The following is a 23,285-nucleotide window of genomic DNA, read 5'->3' on the forward strand; positions in this document are numbered from 1 at the left end:
TTGGTGGTGTAAGAAGCATATTAGTTGCTTTTTTATTAAGAAGCAATGACAGAAATTATTAACAGGCTCCGCGGCATCAATATTTAGGATCTAGGCAAGCTGATCTTGTTTAACATAAGCCACTTAGTAGTAGCTAATACTATCTTTTGTTTTGGAGTTTTTTTTATCTTGTATGATTGATACTGTTCCTTAAAATGTATTCAAACATACTCAAGGACTAATTCGCACTCTGTTAATGTCTTGTTGCCAAGCGTGTAACTAGAGCCTGAGTCGGTCAGTTCCGACTTGTAGCGGTCAGTCCGTTCTTGCAATATACGCTTTACAGTTTTGTAAGGCGTATAACGACTTATCTCATTGTCGTTTAATCTTGCAAGCACGTTTCTCGCAGCATTCCAATCAGCTTGCACAACTTCCCCATTGAAACGGTGAAAACGATCTCCCTTGCGTGTGCCTATTAAAAGCCCACGTAAGAAAGAATCACTTTGCGAAGTGTATGCAGAATTGACTAGATGCACCGTAGAACCTCTACGGTGAGATATACCTGTTAGGGCATCGGCTAATAAGCCTTTAACCCATGTATTTAAGCGTCTATTGGTGTTTTTGCCATAGTTGCGTTTACTTTGAATTGGGGATGTTAAATCTTCCGCAACAATCACTTTGGCTTTATCAACCAACTTGTGAGTTGCTGTAAATATTAATGTTTTGAGCTTTGCTTTTTGAGTATCTTGTCGCTTATCTAGTTTTTTTCGACCTAGATTATTTAACTCAATTTTCTGTTTCTTGTGTGGTTTAGCTTTAGCAATCGCTCTGAGCTTGTTTCTGTGCTTGTACTTTTGATTTAAATAATCTGATTCACTTGAGATCAGCTTGCCTAGACCACTCCCATATACATCGCCATCAGAGTCCACAAAAGCTTCTGAGTACCCTTTATCAACACCTACTGTTTCCTGACCACAATCTTGTGTTTCAACTGCATCATAGGTTGAATGAACTTCAATATTGCCATTTTTTAGAATAATTCTTAATGTGCCTTGCGGTGCAAAATCAACAGTCGTATTTAATGGGATTTTAATGGTTTGTCGAGGGATTAGGCTTGGTACTTTAAGCCAACATTGACCATTTAACTCAAAGGTTTTACACATATCCGCACGAACAATAATTTGATTATGTGTGTGATTAACACCATGCTTAAAGTGATTACGCATTTGACGATGGAGGAAATTATCAGTCATCCATTCATCTTTTTTAAGCAAGGTGTATAGTCTTTTTTGTTCATTATTACAGGAGGTGCGTTTTCGGATCGCCTGCTTTACTTTGTCTTTTGATGCTTCTCGATAGGCTTTAATATCACCTATGCAATCACGTAGCGTTTCTTTCCACGCATTTGCAGAAACACCAAAGTCACGACTTTCTTTCATCCACGCATCACGAATAGCTCTGTCACTGATATTCAAACCTGAAATAGCACCATATTTAGCCCACACCTCGCTACGAATACGACCAAGTAAAACAGCTTGTTTCTCAAGCTGTTTGTACTTTTGCACATTCAAGTTTTTACAGTGATGAATGCGTGTTAATTTCACAAAGTCATGCCTAGGTTAAGGGATTGGATAATCAATAGATATGGATGCTAATATACCAAGACACTCACCTAAAATACAAAAGATAATCATTTAAATCTCTAATAAATACCCACCTTGCCACTACTGAATCGACATAGACAAAATGAGCACTTATGCAAATATTTGTCTATATTTTTAGTTATAGTTAATTACTCTGGAGCATCATCTACACGGTTTTTTGTTCACAGTTTTGAAAGAGCACTTTTGTAAACTTACTTTTTTAAGTATAAAAATTTCTTATGAAGTAAAATATTGAATAAAACAACAATAAAAAAGCCCCAGTCATTCAACTGAGGCTTTTAGAATCTGGAGCGGGAAACGAGACTCGAACTCGCGACCCCAACCTTGGCAAGGTTGTGCTCTACCAACTGAGCTATTCCCGCATGCGGTGTATAATACATTATGCAAAAATAGGGTCAATCCATTTATGCAAAAAATTAGCTTAATTGCATAAATAAACGACATTTTTTAGAACAACTGGCGATGAGATCGCCAAATTTAAGTAGAAAAACACGCTGTAACAGCACCAAGCACGAATGATTCTGCCAAAGTGCTGAGAATTGTATAGAACGCAGTTATACTGCTAGGCAGCCTTTAAACCATTTTGGGAAATACAATCATGAGTTTAGAACAACAATTGTTGCAACGCTTAGCTGCTTTAAATCCAAGTCATTTAGAAGTTGTGAATGAATCTGCAGGGCATGGCGGTTATTTCCCAGGAAAAGAATCCCATTTTAAAGTGGTGATGGTCAGTGATGTTTTTCAGGGCTTACGTTCGGTACAACGTCATCAAAAAATTTATGCTGCTGTGGGTGACTTACTCGCCCCAAGTAAAATTCATGCATTGGCAATTCATGCCTTTGTTGCATCTGAATGGCAGGGACAAGACACCAGCAGTCCAGAATGCGCCCACGCACCAAAAACATCGTAATGGATTGAAATAAATGGAAAATTTAGGAATGCTGAATACCATTCACGTTGCTGCAGCGGCTTTATTATTTTTGGTGCTGTTTGTACGTGCCATGACTTTGTTTAAGGGCACACAAAATAACTCGCCTAATCCTAAAGCGTGGACAGTCTTTGTGGCATTGCAACATTCAGCACTGACGTTGATTGTAGTGACAGGTGTCATTGCTTTGTTTTTAAAAGACTTTCAAGTCGAAACATGGTTTTATGCCAAAATTATTTTATTTTTGGTGATGCTGTCATCTTTAATCAAAGCGTATAAAAAAGATGACAGTATTTTGTTGATTCAACGCCGTGTTGGTTGGGGCTTAGCCTTAGTCGCATTTTTTGCCATTTTAGGTTTGGTGATGTTAAAGCCAAGCTTTGGCTAAGTCAGCAGATCTTATTGTGGATGTTGCTCGTGGGTGTGAACTCACGAGCATTGAATGTATGTAAATATTGGCAAAAGATTGGCTGCATATTTGAGCACTGGTGAATTGTTAGACATAATTCGGCAAGAATATTTACAGCTCAGTTAAACTGAAGTGATGTCACAACAAAAATTGAAAAGAGGGGCGGCAATGCGCACACGTGTGGTGTTTAATCAGAAAGGTGGTGTTGGAAAATCCAGTATTACCGTCAATTTGGCTGCAATCAGTGCGCATCAGGGTTTAAAAACATTGGTGATTGACCTCGACCCGCAAGCCAACTCCAGCCAATATTTGTTGGGTGATGATGCTACTTATTCTGCCGACAAGCCTGCGCTTGAGCCCAACATCGAAAATTATTTTGAAGAAGTGTTGGGTGCAAACCAATCCAAAGGTTTACTGGGCAATGCTTTGGGCTCAATTTTAAAAAACCGCAGCAAAGGTTTAGAAGCTTATGTGCATCAATCGCCATTTAAAAATTTGGATGTGATTCCTGCGAGTCCGCAATTGGGCGGCTTGGCACATGCACTTGAATCAAAACATAAAATTTACAAGCTGCGCGATGCCTTGCAACAATTGTCCGATCAATATGACCGCGTGTTTATTGATACCCCGCCTGCGTTTAACTTTTTTACGCTCTCTGCCTTAATTGCTGCAGATCGGGTGCTCATTCCTTTTGACTGTGATGTGTTTTCTAAACGTGCCTTACAAAGCTTGATTGAAAATGTATTGGAAACTCAGGATGATCATAATCCACATCTGGAAATTGAAGGGATTGTGGTGAATCAGTTTCAGGCGCAGGCCAAGTTGCCGCGTGAAGTGGTTCAGCAACTCAAAGAAGAGGGCTTGCCTGTCCTGAACAGTATGTTGCCGCCTTCAGTGTTGATGAAAGAATCACATCATAAAAATTTGCCATTAATTCATTTGGTAACAGATCATAAATTGACGCAGGCCTATCAATCATTGTTCAATGAAATTGAGCAAGCGTGATACAGAGGTAGACATGAAAACATTTGCAATTGGTCTTGTCGCGGCAAGTAGTTTATTGCTAGGGGCTTGTGCGACCACAGTGAAACCTAGCTATGTGTCGCCTACACATTATCAGGCTTTGAATTGCCAACAATTACAAAGCGAATATAACCGTATTCAGCAATATATTGAAAGCGGTGTTGAAGCACCGAAACGTACAGGTGTTGGTGTGGGTATCGGTTTAGGCGGTGGTTGGGGCAGCCGTGGCGGTTGGGGCGTTGCACCGAGTGTTTCTGTCAATATGGGACAGTCATCCAATACCAAAAGAACAGAATTGGCACGTCTTTTAGGTGAACAAGAAGCCATTGTGCAAGCAGCAAAATTTAAAGCTTGCCCGATTATTGTTAAGCCCAAACCTGTAACATCTTAAATTTTAGGATTTGCGAATATTTTGTCTATGGTGCTGCCATTTGTGCAGCACCATTGCTTAAAAAATGTAGCAAGATAATTCAAGGTTGATCTCAATCTAATATTTTAAAAACAAAAACTTAATTTTATTTTCTGTTCTATTTACACCCTTGGGTCAGTCCTGCCAGATAGAAAAACTTGTCATTTTCAATGGCTTTCATATAAGGTGTGCTCCTATTTTTGATTTGCATGCTCTGGTGTTTATGATTGAAAGTTGGCTCTTTGTCCTAGCAATGATTGCGGTCTTGATGATTCCTGGCCCGACCAATGCGCTATTGGCAAGCTCAGCCCACCAACAAGGCATTGCCAAAACCAGTCTGCTGATTCCCGCAGAGTTTTTTGGTTATATGTATGCCATTAGTCTGTGGGCGTTATTCATTCATTTGAGTGCGCCAATTTGGCCTTATTTAATTGATATACTGCATGTTTTAAGCGCAGGCTATGTGTTTTGGATGGCTTTTCATTTATGGAAGCAGTCACATTTAGAGCAACATTGTCAAAAACACTCTGCCATTCGCCCTGCACAATTATTTTTTTCGACTTTTAAAAACCCAAAAGCCTTGTTATTTGCTGCAGGTATTTTTCCTACAGAAACGTGGGATAACCCGACCAACTTTGCTATGGTCTATGTCTTATTTGGTCTGATTTTATTGCCAACAGCGTTATTTTGGATGTCTTTTGGGCGAGCAGTTTTGGCGCGAGAAACCAATAAAGTGACGGCAGATCTGTTATATAAAGGCTCGGCTTTGCTGTTGGTGGTGTGTATGCTGCCTGTGGTGGCACGTTTTTTCTAAAGATTTAGAGACTTTTGGTGAGTTGAGCAATCATCTCACCTGTTTTGAATGTATGAGGGCAGCGCTGTAACAGGCATGCCCAAAGAATTACACAACTTAAGCAGGTTTTTTCTTGAGTTTTTGGCGAATAAAACCAATCACTCCAGGCAAGACACTTAAAATAATAATGCCGAAAATTAAATGGGTGAAATTGTCTTTCACTATTGGCATATTGCCAAACAAATAACCGAGTGTAATAAACGACGCGATCCAGCAAAAAGCGCCAATCACGTTATAGGTCAGGAAGTATTTATAATTCATGCTGCCTGCACCCGCCACGAAGGGCGCAAAGGTACGCGCAAAAGGCACAAAACGCGCAAAAATAATGGTTTTTCCGCCGTGTCGCTCAAAAAACTTCTGCGTTTCGATCAAATGTTTTTTATTGATAAAACGTGATTCCAGTTCAAAAACCCGTGGACCAATATATTTACCAATGTGGTAATTCAGGGTGTCACCGAGTACCGCAGCAGTAAACAATAAAATACCCAAAATCCACGGATCCATCACTCCTGTCGATGCAGCCAATGCGCCTGCCGCGAACAGTAAACTATCGCCAGGTAAAAACGGCATGACCACCAAGCCCGTTTCTACAAAAATAATCAGGAATAAAATGGCGTAAATCCATACCCCATATTGGGTGATGAATTCGAGCAAATGTTCATCGACGTGTAATATAAAATCAATCAGTTCCATGGGAAAAAACAAGCGAAAGTGTGCTCAAATCCTAGCAGTCCACAGGCGGAAAGTCAGTATGAAAAGGTAAATAATTTTCACAGCAATTTTAGGGATGCCAGACCAGCCACATCGGTTTTTTTTCGTTGCATAGATGCAACAACATGTCTTTTAAATGCGTATTTATCCTAAATTTTGAAAAAACTAAGATGTATTTGTCTTCAAGAATGAATCAAAAATATAGGTGATCTGATGTTTAATCCAAATGTTGTGCTAAAAAGTGTGGTCGAAAAAGCAAGTGTGCAAGCCATTGTAAGTTTATTTGCACGTGCTTTTTTAGCGTATTTATTTATTGTATCTGGTTGGGGCAAAATAGCAGGCTATGATGCAACAGTGGGCTATATGCAAGCTATGGGTGTTTCAGGTTCACTACTGCCTTTGGTGATTTTGCTAGAACTTGGTGGTGGTTTGGCAATTCTATTCGGTTTACAAGCACATGTTGTGGGTTTGGGTTTAGGTGTTTTTAGTCTTTTAACTGCATTTTTATTCCATGCTGCACCAGAAGATGCGCTGAATTTTATGAAAAACCTTGGTTTGGCTGGCGGTTTCTTCTACATCATGCTTTACGGTGCAGGCAAAATAAGTCTAGACCATCTTTTGGAAGCAAAAAAGTAAGTCATTGATTTCAAAATTAGCTCAACAATTTAAGCAATCTTCAAGCAGGTTGCTTTTTTTATGCCATAGAAAATGCATAGTCTTTTAAAACTTAGAGTATGTGGTCACTGCAATATCACGAAGAAAAATAGCCATTTTTAGGATTGTCTGAATAGTGTGCGCAAGGCGTGGAAAAATGCTAGAATAGCGCGCTTAATTCGTTTGCCTTTCTATAGTTGTTTGTCATGACTACCAATACTCAAATTACTGAAGATCGTATCCTGATTCTGGATTTCGGTTCGCAATATAGCCAGCTGATCGCACGTCGTGTTCGTGAAGCGGGCGTATATTCTGAAATGTATGCCTACGATATGTCGGAAGAAGACATTCGTGCATTTAATCCAAACGGTATTATCTTATCGGGTGGACCTGAAAGTGTTCACCAAGCGGGTAGTCCACGCGCACCTGAAATTGTATTTAACTTAGGCGTACCTGTACTGGGTATCTGCTATGGTTTACAAACCATGTCAGAACAACTGGGCGGTAAAGTTGAAGCGGGTTCAGTACATGAATTCGGTTATGCCGAAGTCGATATTTTGGTACGTGACAAACTGATTGGTAACTTGCAAGACCGTGAAAACCAATTGCACGTTTGGATGAGCCATGGCGATAAAGTGGCACGCATTCCAGAAGGCTTCCAAATTACGGCTAGCACACCAAGCTGCCCTGTGGCGATGATTTCTGATGAAACACGCCGTTTCTATGGGATTCAGTTCCACCCAGAAGTGACACACACTGCAAAAGGTGCAGAGTTATTGTCTAACTTCGTCCATCAAATTTGTGGATGTCGCGGTTTATGGACACCAGAACACATCATCGACCTGCGCGTAGAGCAATTACGTCAGCAAATTGGCGATGAAAAAGTATTGCTTGGTTTGTCGGGCGGTGTGGATTCTTCTGTGGTTGCGGCATTGTTGCATAAAGCCATTGGCGATCAATTAACGTGTGTATTTGTAGACAATGGTTTGTTGCGCTTGAACGAAGGCGATCAAGTGATGCAAATGTTTGCAGAAAACATGGGGATTCGCGTGATTCGTGCCGACGCTGAACAGCGTTTCTTGGGTGCATTGGCTGGCGAAGTTGATCCAGAGAAAAAACGTAAAATCATTGGTCGTGAATTTATTGAAGTTTTTGCCGAAGAAGCACGTAAGCTGGATGGCGTGAAATTCTTGGCACAAGGTACGATTTACCCAGACGTGATTGAATCTGCAGCCAGCAAACAAGGCAAAGCGCATGTGATTAAATCACACCACAACGTGGGTGGTTTACCAGAAGATTTAGCTTTTGAATTGGTTGAACCATTACGTGACTTGTTTAAAGATGAAGTTCGTAAACTTGGCACCACTTTAGGCTTGCCACACAGCATGATTTACCGCCATCCATTCCCAGGTCCAGGTTTGGGCGTGCGTATTTTGGGTGAAGTGAAAAAAGAATATGCAGACATTTTACGTCTAGCTGATGATATTTTCATGCAGGAATTACGTGCAAGTGGCTGGTATGACAAAACAGCTCAAGCATTTGCAGTATTCCAACCTGTAAAATCAGTTGGTGTCGTAGGTGATGGCCGTCGTTATGCATGGGTAATCGCACTACGTGCCGTAGAAACAGTGGACTTTATGACTGCACGTTTCGCACACTTGCCGTATGATTTGGTTGACCGTATTTCAACGCGCATCATGAATGAAATTGCAGAGGTTTCACGTGTGGTTTATGACGTATCATCTAAACCACCTGCAACCATTGAATGGGAGTAATTCAGGGATTTCGCGAAGCACTGCTTCGTGCCTGAATTACGCCAAGCGCTATGTGCGCGGCAGTCGGGGTTTCAAGCAGCACTGCTGCTTGCCAGTTTTACGACATGAGCCCATTTTAAAGCACGGCTTTTAAAATGGGTGCAAGATGCTTGCGGCAGCTAGCTTTCCTCTTGCACATAAAAAAGAGCACTCCATGTGCTCTTTTTTATGCCTGCTAAACAATCCAAGATTTAATTTCTTTTTTTACCGTAGATTTAGGGGGCTCAGGCATCCCCACATCAAAACTGATGACACAATTTCGTCCACGTTGTTTGGCTTGGTATAAGGCCAAATCGGCTTCTTTAATTAGGGTCTGTAAGTCGGTTTGTTGTGGTTTTAAACTGGATACTCCAATGGAGACAGTGAAATTAAAACATTTTTTATCAATGCACATTTCATGCTGAGCAATTTTTTGTCTTAAGCGTTCTGAAATCATCAGTGCTTCATCTAAGCTGGTTTCACTAAGCAGAGCGATAAACTCTTCACCGCCAAAGCGTGCCAAAATATCCTTGCGGCGCATTTCTTTACGAGCAATGTCTGCAATATTTTGTAAGACCCGATCTCCAATATCGTGCCCATAGGTATCGTTAATTTGTTTAAAAAAGTCGACATCAAACATTAGTAAGCAGACCGATTCAGATTTAGGCCATGCATGAATTTTGTGTTCTGCCATGTGTACAAACTGACGTCGGTTATTGAGTTGGGTCAGTTCATCGGTGTGTGCCAAGGCTTGCAAGGTATGAAAATTCCAGTCATCCAGCAAACTGCGTAAAAAGTGATGGCGGGCATTTAGGGTGTTGATCCAACTGATATACAAACTCAACAAACATACAGGGATATACACCACCATAAAAACTAAGGCATCCTGCAAATTGGTGAGGGAAATCACCCCCAAAAACATGAGTACGCTCATGACCAATGAATTGTAGACCGCAGGGCGGAAACGCACTTGAATACATAGGTTCGCCATGAGCACAAAAATGACCGAGGCATACACATAAGTGGAAATCCAAGGGCTTTGTGATTGCGACAGGATATAGAACCAAATACCGCAGCACAGTGTGGCGCTGACTGGTAAAATTAAATCTAGCAGGCGAATATCTTTGATCAATTTAAAGCAGAAATAATTGCCAATCAGCGCCAATACAACAGCACTGAGACGGAGTGTGGCCGAGAGTGTAGTGACATCTGGAATGATGAAATAATCGATAAAGAAATACAGCAGGAACGTCATTTGCCCAATGTAATTGACTTGGCGTAAATAACGACGCTGATGTAAATTCTGGTGTTGATAAAAATGTGTTTCAAATTGCGGCGGGAGTTGCGCAGCAGGGTGCTGCAATGCTTTTTCAATTGCTTGTCGGTTTTCAAGATCACACTCAGTTGTTTTTAAAAGTTTTTCTGAGGCTTCCTGATTGCTTAAAATCTTCGAACGGGTCTGTTCCCCCATTCGAGCTTTTACAGACATAGCGATATTTACTCAAATTGACAACTTATAGTGAGGATTATGCGCAAAATGCAGAAAAAATAACCTCCCTAAATTTGGGTATTTTCTCTATTTTTTTAAATTTTGGTCAAAATTATGCCATATATTTTAAGGTGTAGTTCAAGTTTGAACCATAAAAATCAGAACAACAAATTTCATCTTGCTCTTCGTTAGTGATTTACTATATGGCGGATTCAAGCGGCAAGTGCAACAGTATAAAAACCAGCCATAACTTCACTCGGTGTATACCAACCTAGTGTTTTTCTAGGACGATGGTTGAGTGCAAATTCTATCTGCTCTATTTGTTCGTTTGACACGTCATCAAACGATGATGATTTTGGCAGATATTGACGGATTAAACCATTCGTATTTTCATTTCTAGCTCGTTGAATAGACTTGTAAGGATCAGCAAAATACGTCTCTATGCCAACATCAGTAATTCTTTTGTGTTCGGAAAATTCTTTGCCATTATCAAATGTTACACTATAAGCATGGCTCATTTGTAAACGATCTAATGCACAAGTAATCGTTTGAGAGGATGCTCTCGTTGGCCCTAAATGAACAATATGTACATACAGGCTCTTTCGATCAACGAGAGTCAATAAAGCACCTTTATGATGTTTACCAATCACCGTGTCACCTTCGAAATCTCCTAAACGTTGTCGTTGATCAATGACCTGGTCTCGGCAGTGAATACTTGTTTTATCAATGATTTGACCCCTACGATCCGTGTTTTTGTAACCGCGTTTTCGATATTTCTTCTGATGCCTTAAGTGTAGATAAAGTTTACCGCCTTTTGATTTATCTTGATAAATGTACTGGTAAATCCACTCATGTGAAGGTACATCCAGCCAACCGCGTTGTGTTAAAGCACCTGAAATTTGTTCTGGTGACCAGTCCAAACCAATCAAATAATCAATATAAGCGAAGGCAAATGCTGTCATTGATGATGAAGGACGGTACCGTCTTTGACTTGCAAATTTAGCTGCCTGTTGAGCTCTATATCCACGTTGCCCAGTATTTCTTTTTAATTCACGGTAGATGGTTGATCGTGAACGTCCTAACTCCCGAGCAAGGGTAGCGATTGAACTTTTACTTTTCAAAGTAGCATAAATTTCGTATCTTTCATCTTGAGAAAGTTGGGTGTATTTCTTCATTGTGTGCTTTCCAATTGCGAGTTGAAAAAGTCTAATGATTCTATGAATACACCTAACTTTTTCAACTGACTACAAATGTGTTGCACTTGGGATTTGAATCTGCGTATTTAATAGTCAAGGAATTTACAGAAATATAAGAGGTATAGGATGAGCAACAGCAATTATACCGAGCTTTCCAATTCAGACGATTGTGATAAGTACGTCAAGCAATTTATACAGGAATTTCCACTGCGTAGTGCTGAAATTGGGCAGGGAACTTTAATTAAACGTGCTTTACCGAGTCGGCATAAACGCATGATTGGGGCATGGTGTTTTCTAGATCACGCAGGTCCTGTTAATTTTCCACAAGGTGAAGGCTTAGATGTCGGGCCGCATCCACATATTGGTTTGCAAACATTCACCTGGATGATTGAAGGCAGCATTATGCATACCGACAGTTTGGGTACTAAGCAATTGATTCGTCCCAAACAGGTTAATTTAATGACCGCGGGTTATGGTATTTCACATACCGAAGTTGCTCCCGACACCGAAACACACATGCATACAGCGCAACTGTGGATTGCTTTACCTGATGATCAGCGCAATATGGCGCCACGTTTTGATCATTACCCTGACTTGCCTGTGGTTTTGCTAGATGGAGTGGAATTTACCATCTTAGTTGGTGAATTTTTAAATACCACTTCACCAGTATTAGTACATAGTGAGTTGCTAGGGGTAGATATTTATAGTGAAACCAGCACGACAACCCGTTTGCCGCTGAATCCTAAATTTGAATATGGTTTGATGATGCTGGAAGGCACAGCCACTGTGCATGGGCATGAATTAAACGATGAAAATATGCTGGTGCTTGAACCGGGCTTAACCGAAATTCAGCTAGATTTACATGCGGGTGCGCGTCTGTTGCTATTGGGCGGTTTACCTTTTGAGTCGCCAATTTTGTTGTGGTGGAATCTCGTCGGTCGTACCCAAGAGGAACTCAGCATTGCACGTGAGCAATGGGTCAATCATGATCCTCGTTTTGGCACAATACCAGACTACGATGGACCACGTTTAGAAGCGCCGACTTTCCCCGCAAAAATGCGTGCATCAAAATAAATGATGGAATATCAATCTATAGGGAGCATCTTATGGCCAAGATTGGCACAGCACAGGTACGCAGTTTAGACACGGCATGGCAAGGTCAGATCCAAAGTGGTCAGCACCAATGGAAGGTAGATGAGCCTGAAAAGTTAGGTGGTCAAGATGCAGGTCCTGCACCTTATGATCTGTTATGTAGCAGTTTGGTCGCTTGCACCATGATTACCTTGCGTATGTATGCACAGCATAAGGGTTTGGATTTTGGCAAAATTCAGGTCGAGGCGGACTTCTTTACCAATCAGGAAGGGCAGGAGTGGATTGAACGCCGTGTGCAAACTGAAGCAGCGTTAGATGCAGAATTACAGCAAAAAGTACTGAATATCTGTCAAAAAACACCTGTGACGAAAACCTTGTTACGCAGTGTGGAAATTCGTACTGAATTGGGTTAAACCTAGAGTTGAATCCGTCTCTTATAAAAAGGCATGCAGGACATGCCTTTTTATAATGTTGCGTGAAACAGAAGATATAACAATCACTTAAAACAGATGTAATAAAAACAAAATAGGACGTTTATGATTACTTTACACCACCTTGATCAATCCCGCTCTTTCCGCATTTTGTGGGCGCTCGAAGAGCTGGGTTTGGACTATGAAATCAAGTTTTACCACCGTCAGCCCAATTTAAGTGCGCCCAATGAATTGAAGCTGATTCACCCATTGGGTAAAGCACCAATTTTGACGGATGCAGAGCAGACCATTGCAGAATCTGCAGTCATTTTGGAGTACTTGCTGCAGCATTATGATACGCAAAGGCAGTTTAAACCGCAGCAGGCTTCAGCACAGCAAGCATATCAATACTGGATGCATTATGCCGAAGGCTCGCTAATGCCATTGTTAGTGATGCAATTGGTGATAACCAATGTGCCGCAGCATGTGCCATGGTTAGTTCGACCAATGGCGCAAAAAATTACTGCAGGTGTTAAAGCAGGGTTTATTCAGCCTCGTTTAAAAGATCATATTGCTTATTTAGAAGATTATTTGGGCAAACATGATTATTTTGCAGGGGATTTTTCTTTTGCCGATATTCAAATGGGTTTCCCGCTCCAAGCATTGCAAAGCCGTACCGGGCATCATTATCCACAGATTGCGGCTTATTTGGCACGCGTGGAACAGCGTCCTGCATTTCAGCGTGCACGCGAACGTGAGCAGCAGTTAATGCAAATCTAGCGATGATTTTTGTGAGTACATCGTTCTATAGACCTAAAAAAAGATGCCGAGGCATCTTTTTTTAATTGATTTTGGTCGATTGATAACAATGAGGCTTAGCGTTTCACGACAATTGAATCAATTCCACTATGCTGCAAAGTTTGCTGAGCAATCACTGCAGCATCGGCTGAATCATAAGGGCCTGAAATCACCCGATACCAAGTTTCACCACCTTCTACACTTTTCACTACATCTGCCGATAAACCATTCAAAATAATTTCGGCACGACGTGCATCTGCAGCATCTGGGTCGGTATAGCTACGCACTTGTAGAATATAGCTGGCTTGTACCACAGGGGCAGGCATTTCTGTCAGACCAACATTGGCTTCGCTGGCCGCTGGCGCCTCTACAGCAGCAGGCGCTTCAACAATGACTACGGTATTCTGTTGCTGTGTTTCAGGCACCGCTTGCTCAGGAATTGGGGTAACCTGTTGCTGTGGCAGCAAATCATAAAAACGATAGTCTTTGTTGGTATCTTCCTGATAATGCTCAGAATTGATTTGCCCTTTAGGCTGTACAGGTGCCCACGGTTTCCATAGCATTAAGGCTACAGCAAAACACAACACGATTAAAATCACCACGAGTGTGCCTAACCACGTTGGAATTAGTGGTTTTTTGGGCTTATTCGGTCGTTCAGATACACCGCGTTGCGTTTTTCCAAACACGTGGACTTCCTCTTGTTATGCTTTTATTTGGCTTTTACATTGTTTCTGGTGCAGAGACACCTAATAATTCTAAACCATTACGCAAGACTTGTTGTACGTTTACTGAAAGCAATAAGCGTGCTTGAGTCAAGGCTGCATCATCATTCAGAACTTTATGCTCATTGTACCAACCGTGGAACAATGCTGCTAATTCTTTCAAATAGTTACCTACCTGATGCGGTTCGTGGCTGTTGGCAGCACGTACTAAAATTTCAGGATACGCAGCCAGTTTGGCTAAAATTTCAGTTTCAGCATCTAGCTCAAGTTTAGCGGCAAACTGACGTGCAGTTGTCGCATTAAAATTCAATTGCGTAGCAGCAGCTTTTTCGAGCATACGACAAATACGTGCATGAGCATATTGAATATAGTAGACCGCATTGTCTTTACTTTGTGAAACGGCCAAATCTAGGTCAAAGTCAATGTGCTGTTCAGATTTGCGCATGACGTAATAGAAACGTGCAGCATCGTTGCCGACTTCTTTACGCAAATCACGCAAGGTCACGTACTGACCTGAACGGGATGACATTTGTACCATTTCACCACCACGCCATAAGCTCACGAACTGCACTAACAGTACCGTTAATTTTTTCGAGTCGTAGCCTAGTGCATCAATGGCCGCTTTCACACGTGAAATATAACCGTGGTGATCTGAACCCCAAATATCAATTAGGTCTGTGTAGCCACGTTGTAATTTATTCAGGTGATAAGCAATGTCTGAAGCAAAGTAAGTGGTTTGACCATTGCGGCGTTTCACCACACGGTCTTTTTCATCGCCAAATGCGGTCGATTTAAACCAGATATTGCCGTCTTGTTCGTATAGATAACCACGTTGATCTAGTGTTTGCAGAGCTTCATCAATTTTTTCAGTCAATGACGCTTCGCTAAACCATTGGTTAAAGGTGACACCAAACTCGCCCAAGTCATCTTTAATGTCGGCCAAAATAGCATTCAGCGCAGCCTGATGGAACACGCGATAATCATCACCCAAGAGCGTTTGTGAATTGAAAATCAAACCATCAATGTGTTTTTCTTTGTCGCCCGACAAGACCACTTTGTTGCCATCGGCATCGAGTTCTGCCGCATATTGCACATCTTCAGGCACATTGTTATATACATCTGCAACAGGGCGTACATGGCGTTCACCATCCTGTTTTAAAATGCTTTGTGCGATGTCTTTAACGTAATCACCCTGATACGCATTTTTGGGGAACACCAGCGTTTGACCTGCCAGTTCCAAATAACGCAAGTAAGTTGAAGTCGCCAAAATATCCATTTGACGGCCAGCATCATTGACATAGTATTCACGGTCAACTTTAGCACCTGTGGCTTCAAGTAAATTGGCAACTGTCATACCATAAGCCGCACCACGACCATGACCCACGTGTAGGCTTGAGGTTGGGTTAGCAGAAACGAACTCGACCTGAATGCGTTTTTCTGCATTGATTTGGCTGCGTCCAAATTGTTGTTTTTGTGCTTGAATTTGATCTAAAACACTAAAACGCTGGTCGGCATTTAAAAAGAAGTTAATAAAACCAGGGCCTGCAATCTCTGCTTTGCTGATGTCTGCAACTTCAGGCAGAGCAGCAAGAATTTTTTCGGCTAAATCGCGTGGCTTCATGCCTGCGGCTTTAGAGGCAATCATGGCAATATTTGATGCGAAATCACCGTGGCTGCGGTCTTTGGTACGGGTTAAATTACTCGTATTGTTCCAGTCAGATGGGAGTACACCTTCAGCTTGAAGGGATTGCACTGCATGATCGAGCGCTGCTTGTATTGCCGTATTCATATTTAGTCGAAAAATAGATGTGCAGAAAAACGCTAAATATAGCAAATTTCAGGGGCTTTAGGGGAGTGCAATTGTATGCTTTATCGAATTTCAGAGATTGTAGCTAAGCATGAACAAATTGCCTGAAAAATCATCCTTTAAGCAAGCAATTCATGGCATAGTATGCGGCATTCAGTGAGGCGAAAAGGCTGGAGCATGAAACAACGTGCAATGATTTTTGGCAATGTACCCAAATTACCCATGAAATGGGCCACGGTGGTAATGCCTTTCTTTTTATCATGTTTGATGAGTGGCATTATTTCCTTTATCAATATGATTCGTAATTTAGGCTGGATTGATGGTTTTTTTGCACTCTGGTTCAATAACTGGATGATTTCTTGGGCCTTTGCTTTTCCAGTGGTGCTGTTTGTTTTGCCGATGGTGCGTAAGTTCACCAGCCTGATTGTAGATATGTCAGCTTTACAGCCACCGAAATAATCGTGATTGTATTGTTCTCTGTTTAGGTTGATTCAAAGAGCGTAGCACTCAAAAATATACGGTTATCAGAAATAAAAATCATTCAGATTTGGCTATCAAACTTCTAAATGCCCCCTTTGCTGCAAAAGGGGCTAAGCTAGTCAGATGTCAGATGGTGCATCTCAATCCATGCGCCATCAGCAACCGATTAGAATGAGATGAACAATGACAACCGCAAATTTGCAGCAGAAACGTCCTTTATATATTCCCTATGCGGGCAACGGCCTTTTAGAATTGCCTTTATTAAATAAAGGTTCTGCATTTTCAGAAGAAGAACGCACCCGTTTTAACTTGCATGGCTTAATTCCACATGCAATTGAAAATATTGAAGAACAAAGCCAGCGTTCGTATCAGCAATATTCTGCTTTTAGCGATGCCATCAACAAGCATATTTATTTGCGCAACATTCAGGACACCAATGAAACCCTGTTTTATCACCTGATTGAACAGCATTTGAGTGAAATGATGCCTATTATTTACACCCCAACTGTAGGCGAGGCATGTCAGCGTTTTTCCGATATTTACCGCCGTCATCGGGGTATTTTTATTTCCTATCCAGACCGTGCCCATATTGATGATATTGTACAAAACATCAATAAAAAGAATGTCAAAGTGATTGTGATTACCGATGGTGAGCGTATTTTAGGCTTGGGTGATCAGGGCATTGGCGGCATGGGTATTCCAATTGGAAAACTGTCTTTATATACAGCATGTGGCGGTATTAGTCCTGCCTATACCTTACCCATTACCTTAGATGTAGGCACCAATAACCCACAATTACTGAATGATCCGATCTATATGGGCTGGAATCAGCCACGTATTAGTGGTGAGGAATACTATCAATTTGTCGATCAGGTGATTGATGCGGTGAAACGCCGTTGGCCAAAGGCATTGATTCAGTTTGAAGATTTTGCTCAGAAAAATGCCATGCCGTTATTAAACAAATATCGTGATCAAATTTGTTGTTTTAATGATGATATTCAAGGCACGGCAGCCGTTTCTGTGGGCAGCTTAATTGCAGCATCACGGGCTGCAGGCAAACAACTGAAAGATCAAACCATTGCCTTCTTGGGCGCAGGTTCGGCAGGTTGTGGTATTGCCGAGCAAATTGTGGCGCAAATGGTGGTGGAAGGCTTAAGCGATGCTGAAGCACGTGCTCGTGTGTATATGGTGGATCGTTTTGGCTTATTCACCAGCAATCAGCCAAACTTGCTCGATTTCCAACGTAAATTGGCACAAAGTCCTGACCGTGTTGCACATTGGGGCAATCCTGAAGGTGTGATTTCTCTGTTGGACGTCATTCAAAACGCCAAGCCAACGGTATTGATTGGGGTTTCGGGGCAACCGGGTTTATTTACTGAAGAGGTGATTAAAACCTTGGCTGCCAATTGCGAGCGTCCAATTGTGTTGCCATTGTCAAACCCAACCTCACAAGTTGAAGCATTTCCTGCCGATATTTTGGAGTGGACTGAAGGCAAGGCCTTAATTGCAACAGGTAGCCCATTTGAGCCAGTGAACTATCAGGGCAAACTTTATAATATTTCCCAATGCAATAACTCGTATATTTTCCCAGGTATTGGCTTAGGGGTAATCGCTGCAGGGGCAACACGTGTGACAGACAGTATGTTAATTGCATCCAGTAATGCGCTGGCGGACTGCTCACCATTGTTGCAGGATCCAAATGCAGATTTATTGCCTGATTTAAATGAAATTCAGCAGGTGTCTAAATTTATTGCATTTAGAGTCGCAAAAGCAGCAATGGATGCAGGCGTTGCAGCTGTCATGAGTGATGAGGCATTACGAGAGGCAATTGAGGCTAATTTCTGGAAGCCTGAATATCGTGATTATAAACGTGTGACGTTTTAAGCAAAATTCATTCGTGTATTGTTAATGAAATAAGCCACAAGGCGTGCTATTGCACGCCTTGTTTTTATTTGGAATAGGATGGGGTTTGCGATGTGATTACTTGGAATTTAAGTCTTCAACTCACACTAAGCAATATAGTTCTGTTTTGGATTTAAATCGGCACAATTCAAAGGATTTAAGGCACATTGCAATTCATCAATTTGCTGCTCACTGACATAGCCTTGTCCAATCAGGTATTTTGCAACGTGGTCATCTCTCAGGCTTATAAACGCAGCATCGTACACGCCTAAATCGACAAATAAGGCTGCCGTTTCAAGACTGTTAAAACGGTCTAAATACACGTCATTGCCATACAGTAGAAAAATATGTTCAGTGGGTGCATGCGCATCGACTTTTAAGCGTTCTGCCAGCTCAAAAGGTGAGGTTTTAATGAACAGCAAATCGGACAATTCATCAAATTGAGCTGTATCGAGTTGTGCCTCATCTGTTTTGACTTTGCCTAACCATGCTTTAAAGACCAGTACCGCACCACCACGTAATAACATACTCCAAATATGCTGGCGGGTGCTTTGATCTAAGCCTTGCGCTTCTTGTTCCAAAACATCCAGTAATTGCTCCTCCTGTGCTGAAAGTTTGTTGAACAGACCTAAACCTTGTGGTTGATACGCCGCAGGGCGAAACACATCAAAATTGAGTTCTTCAAAGACTTGTAGGGCTAAGGGTACTGCGGTTTGATACAGGGTATTCAGCGCTTGTAGATGAGGAGCTTTGAGTTTGCTGTTTTGAAACAGACGATCCCAGTGAATTTCGGGCAATAGCGCATTTACGCCATATTGACGCTGTAGCTGCTGTGTTTGTTCTGCGAGCTGCTGTTCATGGTTCACGGTATTCATGAGATTCTTCCTAAAACGTGGAAACAGGTCGATCAACGCTTAATAGGGCAGGAAATTTGTTTGGATGTGGCTTGAAGATGAATGCGCTGATCATTTCTTGTACTTAGTTATGCGCGCAGATAGTCAATAGATGTATAAGACTAAAGTCTAATGTATTGCAATGTGCTCAGAAAAGCCTTTACAAACTCGGCAATTAAAGAAATTGTAAGCAAGTTTGGGTGTATTTGCTTACGATCTTGTCAGACTTTGCCATAGCGAATCTGACCATGATATTTAATGTGAATTGTAGCGCATCAAAAGGCAGTGTTTTTGAAAAGTTTGGTCAATTGGTGTGCTGCATCAGGTCAATCGCTGTCAATATTGACAGCAAATGTGTTGGATTTTCATTGTGGCCATATTTCGCTATGTAAAGTGAAGCTTGGTCATCAGACTAACAAATGTAACCAAACCAGAAAATGTAACAAGGTCGGTGCGTTCATCTCAGCTTTATCTCTGTGGGATGAGCGCCCCAAATTAGCCAAAGTTAGGTATGTGAATCAAGTCTCCGAAATTTTCAGACCCGATAACCAAGAACGTAGCGATGCTGGTTTTAATGGTTTTTTCAGCAAGACGATGTTGAGTTCTTTTAAGCGTTGCGGTAGTTCTGGATCAGAGTCAGCAGTAATTAACGCCACAGGTACATCGGCTTGACGATGTTCCAGAATAAAATCTAAACCGATTTTATCGTCATTTAAGTGCTGATCGACCAACCAAACTTGAATGTGCTCACGTTGAATCAACTCAATTGCTTGTTCAGGTTCGGTGGCTTTAAATACGTGATAGCCCCATTTACTCAGCAGGGTCGCCATGCCTTCCAAAATGGTTTCATCATTGTCTAAACACAAAATTTTATAGGCTTTGGTTTTCAACGGCACCACTTGCACAGGTGCAGCCACTACTTTTGGAGCTTCGACAATCGGCACTTCAATCATAAAGCACGAGCCTTTGCCCAATTCCGAATAGACATGCACAGGGTAGTTCAGCAAACTGGTCATACGCTGCACAATCGCTAACCCAAGACCTAGACCTTGCTCACCCCAAGGCGACGTATGTCCGCAACGCTCAAACTCCTGAAACAGTTTAATACGCTGTTCTTCGGCAATACCCGGACCGGTATCCCACACCCCAATTCGAATATGTTGTGGATGTTCTGCGGAACGCAATACGCCCACGACTACACGCCCTTTGGCGGTATAGCGCAGCGCATTGCTGACAAAGTTTTGAATAATACGACGAATCCATTGTGGGTCGGTATCAATCCAGAACTGTACGTCATGCACACGGAATTCAATGCCACGTTGTGCCGCAATGGATTTAAATTGCAGGCTTAAATCGCTGAGTAAGTCATGCAGTGGATAAGCCTGACGTTTCGGCTGAATCGTACCGCCTTCCAAACGGGCAATATCCAACAAGGCCGAGAGCATACTTTCTGCACCATGCAGGGCACGATCCAGTTGTTGCAGGGTTTTACGGTCTTCATCGGACTGAATACTTTGCTCTAAAGCCGTACTGAATAAGCGCGCTGCATGCATTGGCTGTAATAAGTCATGACTGGCAGCGGCAATAAAGCGGCTTTTGGACATATTGGCTTTGTCGGCTTGTTCACGTGCCAATTGCTGTTCTGCCAAAGCATCGGCCAATTGTTGTGTGCGATCTTGTACCCGTGCTTCAAGTACGGCTTCGTTTTCACGGAAAGCGGTAATATCGGCAAAGGTGGTCACGAAACCACCGCCTTCAATTGGATTACCACGCATTTGAATTACACGACCATCTTTACGGATGCGTTCAAACTCGTGTGCACTGCCCATTTTCATCCAGTGAATACGTTTACGCACGTGTTCTTCAATTGAGCCCGGACCACATTCACCACGTTCTGCGTTATAGCGAATCAAATCGGCAATTGGGCACCCGACATAGACAATATCTTTAGGATAATCAAATAGTTTGAGATATTGATTATTCCATGCTACCAAACACATATTTTCATCTACCACACTCACGCCTTGGGTCATGTGGTCAATCATGGTCATGATTAGGTTTTGGTTAAAGCGTTGCCATTGTGAGGCTTGGTCAAGAATATTCGCAACTTGCCCTAAAGCGAGTCCGTTATTGACCATGGCAGTGGTGAGCAAAGTACGCGCAGATGCTGCACCAATGGTGCCTGCCAAATATTGTTCGGTAAAACGCCACCACATGCCGTTGGCATTGGCATTTTCATTCAGCACCACATTATTTTGCTGACTAAACTGCTCAAAGGCTTGTCGGGTTGGAGATTCGCCTGTAATGCGTTTTGCCAGTGTGATTAAATCGCCTACTTTTAAACGCGCTACATCCTGATGTGAATAGCTGACCTCGTTGCTCATGTTCTGAGTTGGCAAAGGCTTGGTTTCATAATAAAAGAAACTTTCGGCCTGAATCTGTTCTGCCACACTTGGGCGGAAAATACGTGACACCCAAACATATAACAAAATATTTAAACCGAGCGCCCAAACCACCCCATGTGTGAGCGGGGCAAAAGATTCAAAGCCAAGCAAGGCTTCAGGGCGTAACCAGTTGATGCCTAAAGGTCCCAGCAATAAAAATTCACGGGTAAACTCGCTGAACTGACTTGGCAGGCTGCGTAAAATAGTCGGAAGTAGCAGGGTATAGGCCCACATCGCAAATCCAACAATTAAGCCTGCATAAACGCCCTGTTTACTGCCACCACGCCAATATAACCCCCCAATCAGGGCAGGGGAGAACTGTGCCACTGCACTAAAGGCCAACAAGCCAAACACAGAAAGTTGATCAATATCGTTAAAGAAGTTGAAGAACAGGAAGCCGAGCAGCATCACCGCTAAAATACAAATGCGTCGGGTGAATTTCAGTACCAAAGGCAAGCGCTTGTCATGGCGTGAGAAAATGCCCATGCGCCACAAGGCAGGCATGATCAGGTCATTACTCAGCATGATCGACAGTGCTACTGAAGATACCAATAGCATGCCTGTTGAGGCGGAGAATCCTCCCAAGAACGCCAACAGCGTCAACCAGTCTTGGTTATAACTGAGTGGCAAAGACAAAACCGCTACATCTGGGATGGCTAAATATTGCGGAGCTGCGTGCAAGGCCCAACTGGCAATTGGAACAATCGCGATGGTGGTTAAAATCAGATAAACGGCAAACCAGCGACGCGCACCCCGAATATGTTTTTCATCGCGCAGTTCGACCACAGCAACGTGAAACTGACGCGGCAAACAAATAATCGCTAATGCCGCCAATAAGGTTTGCACCCAAAAGGTTTCAGGCACACCAAACAGCTGTACTTCATGGAAGGTAATTGAAACATCATTGGCAATTTGATGAATATTGTCAGGCGCTTCAAATACAAAGAAGAAGGCCACAGCCAGCAAGGCAAATAGTTTGACAAAGGACTCAAAGGCAACCGCAAGCATTAAGCCGCCGTGTTGTTCGGTATTGGCAATTTGTCGAGTACCAAACAGCATCGCCAAAATAGCCAATAAACCTGTCAGGAATAACACCGCATTGGTGGTACTTTCAACATTGGTGCTTTGATCCAAAATCACTGCGGCACTCAGCGCAATTGCGCGTAATTGCAAAGCCAAATAGGGAATAATTGCAATCACCGCCAAAATTGTGACCAGTGATGCCAATGGCCCGCTTTTACCGTAACGTGCAGCAACAAAGTCAGCAATCGATGAAATGGCGTGGTGTTGTCGCACTCGACCTAAACGTCGCCAAATATCATAACCAACAGCGACAAACAGCAATGGCCCTAAATAAATGGGTAAAAAAATGATCCCTTCACGAACGGCTGCGCCCGTTGCACCATAAAAAGTCCATGATGAACAGTACACCCCTAAAGTTAAGCTGAACATGAGCATGCGCCCACGCGTGCTTAAACGACTGGCGTGTTTTTCCCCATAGAAAGCACAGATAAAAAGTAATGCGATATAGAGGGCTAAAACCCCCATAATGAGCCAGCTGTTCATGATGCCTTAAAAGTATCGACAATAGGGCTATGATAGCCTATTCCATTGCCTTTGCGCTGAGGT

At 42.3% G+C, this 23,285-nt stretch carries 20 protein-coding genes and 1 tRNA gene; 12 read left to right on the forward strand and 9 right to left on the reverse strand.

The genetic code is table 11. The annotated features are described in order from the left end of the window. Window positions 1-200: 200 nt before the first annotated feature. Both J4G44_RS02940 and J4G44_RS02945 read right to left on the reverse strand, forming a co-directional pair. On the reverse strand, window positions 201-1,583 hold the full coding sequence (locus J4G44_RS02940; RefSeq protein ID WP_180060142.1) for a transposase: 1,383 nt from the start codon (window positions 1,581-1,583) through the stop codon (window positions 201-203). A gap of 346 nt (window positions 1,584-1,929) precedes the next feature. Continuing rightward, window positions 1,930-2,005, reverse strand: a tRNA-Gly gene (locus J4G44_RS02945). A gap of 236 nt (window positions 2,006-2,241) precedes the next feature. Between J4G44_RS02945 and J4G44_RS02950 the strand changes: the two genes are divergently transcribed. The 5 genes from J4G44_RS02950 (at window position 2,242) to J4G44_RS02970 (ending at window position 5,226) form a co-directional block, all read left to right on the forward strand. Continuing rightward, window positions 2,242-2,553 carry a BolA family protein gene (locus J4G44_RS02950; RefSeq protein WP_207973839.1) on the forward strand — a complete coding sequence of 104 codons (312 nt, stop codon included), beginning with the start codon at window positions 2,242-2,244 and terminating at the stop codon, window positions 2,551-2,553. 13 nt (window positions 2,554-2,566) lie between these two features. Continuing rightward, the gene (locus J4G44_RS02955; RefSeq protein WP_004970245.1) at window positions 2,567-2,959 is read left to right on the forward strand and encodes a SirB2 family protein; all 393 of its coding nucleotides are present in this window, start codon (window positions 2,567-2,569) and stop codon (window positions 2,957-2,959) included. A 189-nt stretch (window positions 2,960-3,148) separates the two neighbouring features. Continuing rightward, window positions 3,149-3,985, forward strand: a complete 837-nt coding sequence (locus J4G44_RS02960; protein ID WP_207973840.1) for a ParA family protein — start codon at window positions 3,149-3,151, stop codon at window positions 3,983-3,985. 13 nt (window positions 3,986-3,998) lie between these two features. Then, complete coding sequence (locus J4G44_RS02965) at window positions 3,999-4,394, forward strand: hypothetical protein (RefSeq protein ID WP_004970241.1); 396 nt, start codon at window positions 3,999-4,001, stop codon at window positions 4,392-4,394. 241 nt (window positions 4,395-4,635) lie between these two features. Then, on the forward strand, window positions 4,636-5,226 hold the full coding sequence (locus J4G44_RS02970) for a LysE family translocator (protein ID WP_004970239.1): 591 nt from the start codon (window positions 4,636-4,638) through the stop codon (window positions 5,224-5,226). Window positions 5,227-5,322: 96 nt separating this feature from the next. Here the strand turns inward: J4G44_RS02970 and J4G44_RS02975 are convergent, their stop codons facing one another. Further along, entirely contained in the window at window positions 5,323-5,958 is a 636-nt protein-coding gene (locus J4G44_RS02975) for a DedA family protein (protein WP_004970236.1), read from the reverse strand. Between the two features lie 231 nt (window positions 5,959-6,189). Here J4G44_RS02975 and J4G44_RS02980 point away from each other — a divergent pair, with 231 nt between their 5' ends. Then, window positions 6,190-6,612, forward strand: a complete 423-nt coding sequence (locus J4G44_RS02980; protein ID WP_207973841.1) for a DoxX family protein — start codon at window positions 6,190-6,192, stop codon at window positions 6,610-6,612. Between the two features lie 224 nt (window positions 6,613-6,836). Continuing rightward, entirely contained in the window at window positions 6,837-8,405 is a 1,569-nt protein-coding gene (gene guaA, locus J4G44_RS02985; protein ID WP_096902212.1) for a glutamine-hydrolyzing GMP synthase, read from the forward strand. A gap of 214 nt (window positions 8,406-8,619) precedes the next feature. On the opposite strand, the gene J4G44_RS02990 is transcribed toward guaA, so the two are convergent. Together J4G44_RS02990 and J4G44_RS02995 are read right to left on the reverse strand one after the other, a co-directional pair. After that, entirely contained in the window at window positions 8,620-9,912 is a 1,293-nt protein-coding gene (locus tag J4G44_RS02990; RefSeq protein ID WP_004970230.1) for a GGDEF domain-containing protein, read from the reverse strand. Between the two features lie 212 nt (window positions 9,913-10,124). Next, window positions 10,125-11,087: an IS30 family transposase gene (locus J4G44_RS02995; RefSeq protein WP_207973842.1), complete on the reverse strand. Its 963-nt coding sequence runs from the start codon at window positions 11,085-11,087 to the stop codon at window positions 10,125-10,127. A 147-nt stretch (window positions 11,088-11,234) separates the two neighbouring features. Between J4G44_RS02995 and J4G44_RS03000 the strand changes: the two genes are divergently transcribed. The 3 genes from J4G44_RS03000 (at window position 11,235) to J4G44_RS03010 (ending at window position 13,390) form a co-directional block, all read left to right on the forward strand. Next, complete coding sequence (locus J4G44_RS03000) at window positions 11,235-12,182, forward strand: pirin family protein (protein ID WP_004970229.1); 948 nt, start codon at window positions 11,235-11,237, stop codon at window positions 12,180-12,182. Between the two features lie 32 nt (window positions 12,183-12,214). Beyond that, window positions 12,215-12,613: an OsmC family protein gene (locus J4G44_RS03005; protein ID WP_004970227.1), complete on the forward strand. Its 399-nt coding sequence runs from the start codon at window positions 12,215-12,217 to the stop codon at window positions 12,611-12,613. 123 nt (window positions 12,614-12,736) lie between these two features. Next, on the forward strand, window positions 12,737-13,390 hold the full coding sequence (locus tag J4G44_RS03010; RefSeq protein ID WP_207973843.1) for a glutathione S-transferase family protein: 654 nt from the start codon (window positions 12,737-12,739) through the stop codon (window positions 13,388-13,390). Window positions 13,391-13,485: 95 nt separating this feature from the next. Here J4G44_RS03010 and J4G44_RS03015 read toward each other — a convergent pair whose 3' ends face one another. Together J4G44_RS03015 and argS are read right to left on the reverse strand one after the other, a co-directional pair. Beyond that, window positions 13,486-14,094 carry an SPOR domain-containing protein gene (locus tag J4G44_RS03015; protein ID WP_004970222.1) on the reverse strand — a complete coding sequence of 203 codons (609 nt, stop codon included), beginning with the start codon at window positions 14,092-14,094 and terminating at the stop codon, window positions 13,486-13,488. Window positions 14,095-14,128: 34 nt separating this feature from the next. Then, window positions 14,129-15,919 (reverse strand): arginine--tRNA ligase, encoded by a 1,791-nt coding sequence (gene argS / locus J4G44_RS03020; RefSeq protein ID WP_104852866.1) that lies wholly within the window; start codon window positions 15,917-15,919, stop codon window positions 14,129-14,131. A 195-nt stretch (window positions 15,920-16,114) separates the two neighbouring features. Here argS and J4G44_RS03025 point away from each other — a divergent pair, with 195 nt between their 5' ends. After that, window positions 16,115-16,396 carry a DUF2798 domain-containing protein gene (locus J4G44_RS03025; protein WP_180044113.1) on the forward strand — a complete coding sequence of 94 codons (282 nt, stop codon included), beginning with the start codon at window positions 16,115-16,117 and terminating at the stop codon, window positions 16,394-16,396. Between the two features lie 204 nt (window positions 16,397-16,600). Continuing rightward, window positions 16,601-18,301 carry an NAD-dependent malic enzyme gene (locus J4G44_RS03030; RefSeq protein WP_004970216.1) on the forward strand — a complete coding sequence of 567 codons (1,701 nt, stop codon included), beginning with the start codon at window positions 16,601-16,603 and terminating at the stop codon, window positions 18,299-18,301. Between the two features lie 125 nt (window positions 18,302-18,426). On the opposite strand, the gene J4G44_RS03035 is transcribed toward J4G44_RS03030, so the two are convergent. Both J4G44_RS03035 and J4G44_RS03040 read right to left on the reverse strand, forming a co-directional pair. Continuing rightward, window positions 18,427-19,194, reverse strand: coding sequence for a hypothetical protein (locus J4G44_RS03035; protein ID WP_096902222.1), 768 nt, complete (start codon window positions 19,192-19,194; stop codon window positions 18,427-18,429). A 536-nt stretch (window positions 19,195-19,730) separates the two neighbouring features. Further along, window positions 19,731-23,222: a PAS domain-containing hybrid sensor histidine kinase/response regulator gene (locus tag J4G44_RS03040; protein WP_004970213.1), complete on the reverse strand. Its 3,492-nt coding sequence runs from the start codon at window positions 23,220-23,222 to the stop codon at window positions 19,731-19,733. Window positions 23,223-23,285 lie beyond the last annotated feature (63 nt).

The organism is Acinetobacter towneri (assembly GCF_017498585.1).
Taxonomy (GTDB): domain Bacteria; phylum Pseudomonadota; class Gammaproteobacteria; order Pseudomonadales; family Moraxellaceae; genus Acinetobacter; species Acinetobacter towneri.

What these genes read in the sequence shown, in the direction of transcription:
- J4G44_RS02950 (WP_207973839.1), top strand. Translation starts at nt 2,242, where the DNA reads ATGAGTTTAGAACAACAATTGTTGCAACGCTTAGCTGCTTTAAATCCA.
- J4G44_RS02955 (WP_004970245.1), top strand. Translation starts at nt 2,567, where the DNA reads ATGGAAAATTTAGGAATGCTGAATACCATTCACGTTGCTGCAGCGGCT.
- J4G44_RS02960 (WP_207973840.1), top strand. Translation starts at nt 3,149, where the DNA reads ATGCGCACACGTGTGGTGTTTAATCAGAAAGGTGGTGTTGGAAAATCC.
- J4G44_RS02965 (WP_004970241.1), top strand. Translation starts at nt 3,999, where the DNA reads ATGAAAACATTTGCAATTGGTCTTGTCGCGGCAAGTAGTTTATTGCTA.
- J4G44_RS02970 (WP_004970239.1), top strand. Translation starts at nt 4,636, where the DNA reads ATGATTGAAAGTTGGCTCTTTGTCCTAGCAATGATTGCGGTCTTGATG.
- J4G44_RS02975 (WP_004970236.1), bottom strand. Translation starts at nt 5,958, where the DNA reads ATGGAACTGATTGATTTTATATTACACGTCGATGAACATTTGCTCGAA.
- J4G44_RS02980 (WP_207973841.1), top strand. Translation starts at nt 6,190, where the DNA reads ATGTTTAATCCAAATGTTGTGCTAAAAAGTGTGGTCGAAAAAGCAAGT.
- guaA (WP_096902212.1), top strand. Translation starts at nt 6,837, where the DNA reads ATGACTACCAATACTCAAATTACTGAAGATCGTATCCTGATTCTGGAT.
- J4G44_RS02990 (WP_004970230.1), bottom strand. Translation starts at nt 9,912, where the DNA reads ATGTCTGTAAAAGCTCGAATGGGGGAACAGACCCGTTCGAAGATTTTA.
- J4G44_RS02995 (WP_207973842.1), bottom strand. Translation starts at nt 11,087, where the DNA reads ATGAAGAAATACACCCAACTTTCTCAAGATGAAAGATACGAAATTTAT.
- J4G44_RS03000 (WP_004970229.1), top strand. Translation starts at nt 11,235, where the DNA reads ATGAGCAACAGCAATTATACCGAGCTTTCCAATTCAGACGATTGTGAT.
- J4G44_RS03005 (WP_004970227.1), top strand. Translation starts at nt 12,215, where the DNA reads ATGGCCAAGATTGGCACAGCACAGGTACGCAGTTTAGACACGGCATGG.
- J4G44_RS03010 (WP_207973843.1), top strand. Translation starts at nt 12,737, where the DNA reads ATGATTACTTTACACCACCTTGATCAATCCCGCTCTTTCCGCATTTTG.
- argS (WP_104852866.1), bottom strand. Translation starts at nt 15,919, where the DNA reads ATGAATACGGCAATACAAGCAGCGCTCGATCATGCAGTGCAATCCCTT.
- J4G44_RS03025 (WP_180044113.1), top strand. Translation starts at nt 16,115, where the DNA reads ATGAAACAACGTGCAATGATTTTTGGCAATGTACCCAAATTACCCATG.
- J4G44_RS03030 (WP_004970216.1), top strand. Translation starts at nt 16,601, where the DNA reads ATGACAACCGCAAATTTGCAGCAGAAACGTCCTTTATATATTCCCTAT.
- J4G44_RS03035 (WP_096902222.1), bottom strand. Translation starts at nt 19,194, where the DNA reads ATGAATACCGTGAACCATGAACAGCAGCTCGCAGAACAAACACAGCAG.
- J4G44_RS03040 (WP_004970213.1), bottom strand. Translation starts at nt 23,222, where the DNA reads ATGAACAGCTGGCTCATTATGGGGGTTTTAGCCCTCTATATCGCATTA.